Below are 7381 nucleotides of genomic sequence, written 5' to 3'. Positions count from 1 at the left end.
GTGTCCTGAGTCATTAATTCGTGTGCAGTAGTGGGCGATGGAGTCGAGGATCTGGTCAGCGGTCTTGACCCACACGTAGGGGCGGGGGTTGTCGTTCCAGGTCTCGATCCACGCTCTGATGTCGGCATTGAGTGCTCGTACGGTGCGGTGGGTGGAGCGTTGGAGTTTCTTGGTGGTCAGTTCGGCGAACCAGCGTTCGACGAGGTTCATCCAGGATGAGCTGGTGGGGGTGAAGTGGACAACAAACCGTGGGTGCGCGGTCAGCCATCGTTTGACCGCGGGTGTCTTGTGGGTGGAGGCGTTGTCCATGACCAGGTGGACGTCGAGCTCGTCGGGTACTTCGGCGTCGATCTTGCGGAGGAATCCGATGAATTCTGTTGCGCGATGCCGTGAGTGAAGCGAACCGATGACTTTTCCCGACGCGATGTCCAACGCCGCGTACAGGCTGGAGGTGCCGTTGCGCACGTAGTCGTGGCTGGCCCGTTGCGGGGTGCCCGGGAGCATGGGAAAGATCGGCTGGGTGCGATCGAGAGCTTGGATCTGGGTCTTCTCGTCAACGCAGAGCACCAGGGCACGTTCGGGTGGGTTCATGTAGAGCCCGACGACGTCGCGGACCTTCTCGGTGAACATGGGATCTTTCGACAGCTTCCACGAATCCTGTTTGTGTGGAGCCAATCCGAACGCTCTCCATACACGCGAAACAGTTGACTGCGACATGCCGAGATGCTCAGCCATCGCCCGCGTCGACCAGTGTGTCGCATTCTTCGGAGTGGTCTCGAGAGTTGCGGTGATCAGGTCTTTGATCTGCTCGTCGTCGACGGTGCGAGGTCGCCCGGGCCGGGGTTCGTCGAGCAACCCCTCGCAGCGGTGCTCGACGAACCGGCCTCGCCATCGCCGCACGGTACCTCGGTTGAGGCCGAGTCGTTGTGCCACTTCGGTATTCGACCCGCCATCAGCGGCAGCGAGAACGATTCGTGATCGCATCGCCAAACCCGAGGCCGTCGTTCGCCGACGCGCCCACCCTTCGAGCTCACGGCGCTCGTCATCGGTCAGAACAACATCCACTGCTCGCGGACCCCGGGTTGCCATTCCCTAGCCTAACAACCGAACGAAATTAATGACTCAGGACACTCGGCCCTGGGCTTCGAACCGATCGACGGATACGGACGGACCCGGCTCGGCCTCGCCTACCTGCTGTGCAGACTTCGTCGCTCGCGGGTGCTCGACCTACCCGCACCCGGCGCGGCATCCCCGCGCATAGGGTGAACTCATGCGAAGCCTCTACCCGCCCATCGAGCCGTACGCGTCAGGACACCTCGCCGTCGACGACGGCCAGGAGATCTACTGGGAGACCTCCGGCAACCCGAACGGAAAGCCTGCGGTGTTCGTCCATGGCGGCCCTGGCGGAGGCACCTCCCCCGATCAACGGCGCTTCTTCGATCCCGCGCGCTATCGGATTGTCTTGTTCGACCAACGCGGCTGCGGAAAGTCGCGCCCGCACATCGCCGACGGCGCCGACCTCTCGGTCAACACCACACCCAAACTGATCTCCGACATGGAGGCGCTGCGCGAGCACCTCGGAATCGATCGCTGGCAGGTCTTCGGCGGCTCGTGGGGGTCGACACTAGGCCTCGCCTACGCACAGACCCACCCCGGGCGTGTCACCGAGTTGGTACTCCGTGGGATCTTCCTGCTGCGCCGCAGCGAAATCGACTGGTACTACAACGGCGGAGCCGCCCACATCTATCCGGATGTATGGGAGTCCTATCTCGAACCCATCCCAGAGAACGAACGCGACGGCGATCTCGTCGCCGCCTATCACCGCCTGCTCACCTCGGCCGACACCGAGGTGGCCGTGGCAGCAGCTCGCGCATGGACCGGCTGGGAGCAGGCGACGAGCTATCTGATCCCCAAACCCGACGAGGCCGCGGCCGCCAAGGAAGACGCCGGCGAGCGGTTCGACCTGGCCTTCGCCTCGATCGAGAACCACTACTTCGTGCATCACGGATTCCTCGACGACGGCCAACTCCTCCGCGACATCGACCGCATCGCCGACATCCCGGCGGTCATCGTGCAGGGCCGCTACGACGTCGTGTGTCCCATGCGCAGCGCCTGGGATCTGCACCGCGCATGGCCGTCGGCGGAGCTGCATGTCGTCGCCGACGCCGGACACGCGTCGTTCGAGCCGGGCATCGCACACCACCTCGTCGAAGCGACGGATGGTTTCGCCGACAGCTGACCTCGGTCACCTACACTCGACTCATCGGGACCCCGACAGGAGGATGTGTTGGCCGCACGCGAGCAGGTCGAGGTAGAGCTCAAGTTCGATGTCGATCCGGGAATCACGCCGCCCGATCTCCGGGTTCTCCCCGGTGTTGTGGCCACGAACGCCCCCGAGACGTTCACCCTCGACGCGACCTACTTCGACACCGAGAACCTTGATCTCGCCTCGAACCGAATCACCATGCGGCGCAGGCGCGGCGGACACGACGAAGGGTGGCATCTCAAGCGACCCGCCGACGTGCCGGGCTCACGACGTGAACTTCAGGTGGGCTTCGACGATGCACCAGCCGACGGCGACATACCGGATGAACTCGTCAACCCGGTACTGGTCTACACCCGCCATCGTCCGCTGATGCCGGTGGCAGCGATCTCGACGGTGCGGACGATCACCACGTTGCTCGGGACCGACGACGTGAAGCTCGCCGAGTTCGCCGATGACCGGGTGACAGCACAGTCACTGCTGCCCGGCGGCACCTCACAACAGTGGTCGGAGTGGGAGTTCGAGCTACTCGAGGGCGGCACACCCAGGCTTCTCAAGGCAGCGCACAAACTACTGGGCGCAGCCGGTGGGCGGGAGCCGTCGAGCGCATCGAAACTGGCACGCGCGATCGGGTCGACACCGGTGGTGACGCCACCACCGGCGCTGGGTCCACATCCGTCGGCTCTGGAACTGGTGATCGCCGACATCACCCGCCACCGCAATTCCCTCATCGCGTGGGACCCGCTCGTCCGCGAGGACGCCGACGACGCCGTGCATCAGATGCGGGTGACGGCACGACGACTCCGCAGCGTGTTCTCCGGATTCCCGACGGTTCTCGACGCGGCCCACACCGAACACATCGCGGGCGAGCTGAAATTGCTGGCCCGTATTCTCGGCGAGGCCCGCGATTCCGAGGTGCAACTCGAGATCGATTCCAGTCTGCTGCGCGACGAGCCGGCGTCGGATGCGCTCGTGCAGGCGTTGGCGGGCAGGGAATCCGAGGCGCACGATCGGGCTGTCGCCGCCACGCACGCTGCGATGGGATCGCAACGCTACTTCCGGCTCCTCGACGCCATCGACGAGCTGATCGCCGACCCACCGCCCGGCCCGGAGGCCGACATTCCCGCGACCACTGCGGTCGACAAGGCGATCAGCAAGAGTCGCAAGCACATTCGCAAGGCGCAGCGCGCCCTCGCCGAACTGCCGGAGGGCTCGCACGAGTGGGCGGAGCAGTTGCACACGATCCGCAAGCGCGCGAAGCGCCTGCGTTACAGCACCGACGCCGCGGAGCCCCTGCGAAAGAAGAAGTACAAGAAGATCTCCAAGACGGCCAAGGAGCTTCAGTCGGCTCTCGGCGATTACAACGACTCGCGAATCAATCGGGCGCGGCTCGCCGAGCTCGCGGCATCCGGCGAACTGTCCGGCATGGACCTGTTCCTGCTCGGCCGCATCGATGCGCGCGAGCAGGCCGACGCCGAGCAGGCGATCGCCGCCTACCGCAGGGCATCGCGGGATCTGTAGCCGCCGGAACCGCACGGCAGATCGCGCACACCGCCTGCACCGCAGCAGGGTACGGTCAGGCGATGTCGGCCGCTGCGAAGCGCACTGTGCGCGTTGCGGGATCGGCGTTCGTCACGGTAACCGGGACACGGGTGGCGGCGGCCAGGTCGCCGTCGCAGTCGGCGAGGATCGGCGGGTCAGCGATGAAGATCTTGGCGCGCTTCTTCGGCTGGGACCCCGACAGCACGACGGCGTCGAACTTTTCGCCGATCCTGTCGGCGAGGATGACCGCCTCGGCGAGGTCGATACTCTCCCGATCGGCCGATGACCCGAGCGAATCCCCCGATCGCAGAATGCCGGGCAGCACACCAAGAGCACGTAACACCCAGTCGGGCACCGGTTTTCCCGACGTGACGGCCAGACAGACCTCGGTGGCGAACCGATCGCCGAGGCGCCGCAATGGTGCGGTGACGTGTGCGTAGACGCCGCCGATCGCCGAGTGCACCATCTGATCGGTAGTCGGCGGCGGAGCGGGTGCCTCGCCGTCTGGCACACCGAGCGCCAGGTATCCCGCGCCGCGCATCAGCGAACTCGCCCGCGACATCAATGCCAACGTGGCGGGCCTGTCGGAGGGCAGTCCCGCGAGGAACTGGCCAGGGGTCTGGCCCTGCGGCCACGGCACCTCGAGCGCATCGGCAGTGGCCCTGAGTTGGTCGACTGTGTCGGCCGGTGCGGGCGGCAGTGTGCGCAGCAGACCGATACCCGCGTCGGCCATGATCGTTCCGGCACAGGTGCCGGTCAGCAACGACAGTTGCGAATTCCACATGTCGGCGGGTGTGCGGGCAGCCAGTGCGAGCGCCCATCCGCCGTCGATGCGGGTGACCTCCTGATCAGGCAGATCCAACTCGATCGCGCCGCGCGCCAACGCCACTCGGCGTCGGAGTTCGCCGAATGCAGGTAGAGCGGTGATCGAGGGATGCAAGGTACGCGCAGCGGCGTCGGCGGTCACACCCGCGTAGTCCAACCGCGCAACCGACTCGACGAGTGCCCGAGCGACGGCGATTTCCGCCACTTCGCCGTCGGGCGCGACGCGGATCGTCCAGAGGACCGCGGGACGGCTCGCACCGGGCAGCAGTGACCCCGATCCCTCCGAGAGCACGCGGGGATGCAGCGGCACCGAACCGTCGGGAAAGTAGATGGTCGCGCCGCGTCGTCGGCTCTCCGCATCAAGGGCGCCTTCCGGCCGCACCAGCGCCGCGACGTCGGCGATCGCGTAGTGGACCAGGAAACCGTCGTCGTCGAACGACATGGCGACCGCCTGGTCGAGGTCCATCGATCCCGGCGGGTCGATCGTGACGAGCGGTATGTCACGACGGTCGGCACGCTCATCGGCGTACGCGTCCACCGCATGTTCCGCCTCGTCGAGTGCGGCTGCGCCATAATCCTCGCAGATCCCCAGCTCGGTGCGGATCGATTCGAAGTCGATGTCGGGGGCGGAGAATCTACGCTGCACGACCCCGACACTATCGGCGCGACGATGCTCACGGTGGCGCTCGTCGATCCGCCGCACGTCGACCGGGCGTGCCCTGCCGTCAACCGTGCACTCTCTGCCGTCGACCGTGCACTCTCCGCCGTCGACCGTGCACTCCCTCGCGTTCACTGTGCGTTCGAGTCGTGCCTGCCGGCGGGCTAAACTACACGGGCGAACGAGTCGGCCGGGCGGCCGCGGCGAGCGGAACGGCCAGGTCACTGGATATGCCGCTCGCCGAGGAAAGTCCGGACTCCGCAGAGCAGGGTGGTTGTCAACGGCAACCCGGGGTGACCCGCGGGACAGTGCCACAGAGAACAGACCGCCGACCGAGGTCGGTAAGGGTGAAACGGTGCGGTAAGAGCGCACCAGCGACGTGGGTGACCACGTCGGCTTGGTAAACCCCACCCGGAGCAAGGCCGAAGCACGGACCGATGTGGTGCGTGTGCACGGATGATCGAGGGCTGCTCGCCCGAGTCCGTGGGTTGGCTGCTCGAGGCACCCGGTGACGGTGTGTCCAGATGGATGGTCGCCGCCGACTCCGTGTCGGCACAGGATCCGGCTTACACGCCGGCTCGTTCGCCTTCGCCCGTCAGTGCAGGTGTGCGGTCTCGTTGACCGAACGCACCACCGACCCGCCATCGGGGTAGAACTCGGTCACCGAGACCGACGCGAGGTCGAGGTGGAGGTGGAACAGCAACTCGGGGCCGACAGTCAGCGCGTGTTGCAACAGGGTCTTGATCGGGGTCACGTGCGACACCACGATGACGGTCCGGCCCGAATATCTGCGCACCAGTGCGTCTTTGGCGGCGATCACCCGTTGGGCAACCTGTGCGAAGCTCTCGCCGCCGGGCGTCGGCACGCCGGGATCGCCGAGCCAGCGCGCGTGGATCTCGGGATCGCGTGCGGCGGCCTCGCCGAAGGTCAGGCCCTCCCAGGCACCGAAGTCGGTCTCGATGAACCCGGGATCGACGACCAGCTGTCCGCCTATCCGATCGACGACGGCCTGTGCGGTCTGTCGCGTCCGCTCGAGCGGCGACGTGACGACCGCCGCGACGTCGGACTCCGCCGCGATGCGTGCCGCGGCGCCCGATGCCTGCCGCTCTCCCAGCCCGGTCAGCCGCGGGTTACCCCGACCCGAGTAGCGTCGCTCCACCGACAGCGGGGTCTGGCCGTGTCGCAACAACACCAGCCGCGTCGGTTCGGTGCGTTGGCCCTGCCACGACGGTGTGGTCGCGGCCGATTCCTGTTCTCCCGATCCCGGCTCTGCAGAGTCGACGGTCACAGGCCGGATTCGTTGGTACGGACCAGCACTGCGCCACACTCCTCACAACGCACGACGTCGTCCGCGGCCGCCGCAGCGATCGATGCGAGCGTCCCCCGATCGAGTTCCATCCGGCAGGCGCCACAGCGGCGTGCGCGTAACAGGCCCGCTCCGACCTTCCCGGCGGCGCGCTGACGGTCGTAGATGGCCAGCAGGTCGGCGGGGACGTCTCCTGCGATCGCGTCACGCCGGGTCGAAGCGACCTCACGATCGGCGTCGACCGTCGCCTTGGCCTCGTCACGTCGCTTGCGCGCGTCGGTGAGCTGGGTCTCGAGATGTTCGACGGTCGCCGACGCACGCCGGCGTTCGGCTTCGACAGCTTCCTGGCGCTCCATGATGCCGAGGAGGTCGTCCTCGAGCACTGCGCGGCGTCGGGCAAGACTCCCGAGCTCGTGCTGCAACTCCGACAACGCCTTGGGCGCCAGCCCGCCCCCGGCGAGCAACGCGGAGTCCTTTCGTTCGCGATCGGCCATCCCGGTGACCTCACTGTCGACGCGGCGGTACTCGCGGGTGAGGTCTTCGGCGGAGATGTCGGCGCGCACCAGGTCGTCACGGCTCGTCTCCAGCGACGTGGTGAGTTCGACGACCTCGGCGTCCTCGGGAAGCGATCGGCCCCGATGGTCGACGCGCGCAACCGCCGCGTCGGCGTCGGCGAGGTCGAGTAGGAGTCGCTGCGCTGACGGGTCGGCCTTCACTGGGCGTCGACTTTCATGGGGCCTCCTCGGTTCAGACGTTCGATCAACGGTACGCGGTGGCCGCGGCGGGT

General features: G+C 66.8%; 6 protein-coding genes and 1 other RNA gene. 3 read left to right on the top strand and 4 right to left on the bottom strand.

The window, feature by feature from the left end:
- A partial coding sequence (locus GOACH_RS22910) for an IS630 family transposase (protein ID WP_040519645.1) occupies nucleotides 1–1089 on the bottom strand: 1089 nt, incomplete at its 3' end.
- A gap of 181 nt (nucleotides 1090–1270) precedes the next feature.
- Here GOACH_RS22910 and pip point away from each other — a divergent pair.
- Both pip and GOACH_RS22900 read left to right on the top strand, forming a co-directional pair.
- A complete protein-coding gene (gene pip / locus GOACH_RS22905) occupies nucleotides 1271–2239 on the top strand; it encodes a prolyl aminopeptidase (RefSeq protein WP_005180700.1) in 969 nt (322 codons plus the stop codon).
- 48 nt (nucleotides 2240–2287) lie between these two features.
- Nucleotides 2288–3784: a CYTH and CHAD domain-containing protein gene (locus GOACH_RS22900; protein ID WP_040519642.1), complete on the top strand. Its 1497-nt coding sequence runs from the start codon at nucleotides 2288–2290 to the stop codon at nucleotides 3782–3784.
- A gap of 55 nt (nucleotides 3785–3839) precedes the next feature.
- Here GOACH_RS22900 and GOACH_RS22895 read toward each other — a convergent pair whose 3' ends face one another.
- Nucleotides 3840–5276, bottom strand: a complete 1437-nt coding sequence (locus GOACH_RS22895; protein WP_005180696.1) for an RNB domain-containing ribonuclease — start codon at nucleotides 5274–5276, stop codon at nucleotides 3840–3842.
- A 194-nt stretch (nucleotides 5277–5470) separates the two neighbouring features.
- Here GOACH_RS22895 and rnpB point away from each other — a divergent pair.
- Nucleotides 5471–5873, top strand: an RNA gene (rnpB, locus tag GOACH_RS23215) — RNase P RNA component class A.
- A 10-nt stretch (nucleotides 5874–5883) separates the two neighbouring features.
- On the opposite strand, the gene GOACH_RS22890 is transcribed toward rnpB, so the two are convergent.
- Both GOACH_RS22890 and GOACH_RS22885 read right to left on the bottom strand, forming a co-directional pair.
- Nucleotides 5884–6576, bottom strand: a complete 693-nt coding sequence (locus GOACH_RS22890; RefSeq protein WP_005180687.1) for a histidine phosphatase family protein — start codon at nucleotides 6574–6576, stop codon at nucleotides 5884–5886.
- Nucleotides 6573–7310: a zinc ribbon domain-containing protein gene (locus GOACH_RS22885; protein WP_005180683.1), complete on the bottom strand. Its 738-nt coding sequence runs from the start codon at nucleotides 7308–7310 to the stop codon at nucleotides 6573–6575. The genes GOACH_RS22890 and GOACH_RS22885 overlap by 4 nt, the downstream gene beginning before the upstream one ends.
- Nucleotides 7311–7381: the final 71 nt, after the last annotated feature.

The sequence above is a fragment of the Gordonia aichiensis NBRC 108223 genome, assembly GCF_000332975.1.
In the GTDB taxonomy this organism is placed as follows: Bacteria; Actinomycetota; Actinomycetes; order Mycobacteriales; family Mycobacteriaceae; genus Gordonia; species Gordonia aichiensis.
Note: the sequence above shows the minus strand (reverse complement) of the source record. Positions and strands in the feature narration are given on the sequence as shown.

Excerpts from the sequence above, each read along its gene's own strand:
- pip (WP_005180700.1), top strand. The coding sequence starts at position 1,271 with ATGCGAAGCCTCTACCCGCCCATCGAGCCGTACGCGTCAGGACACCTC.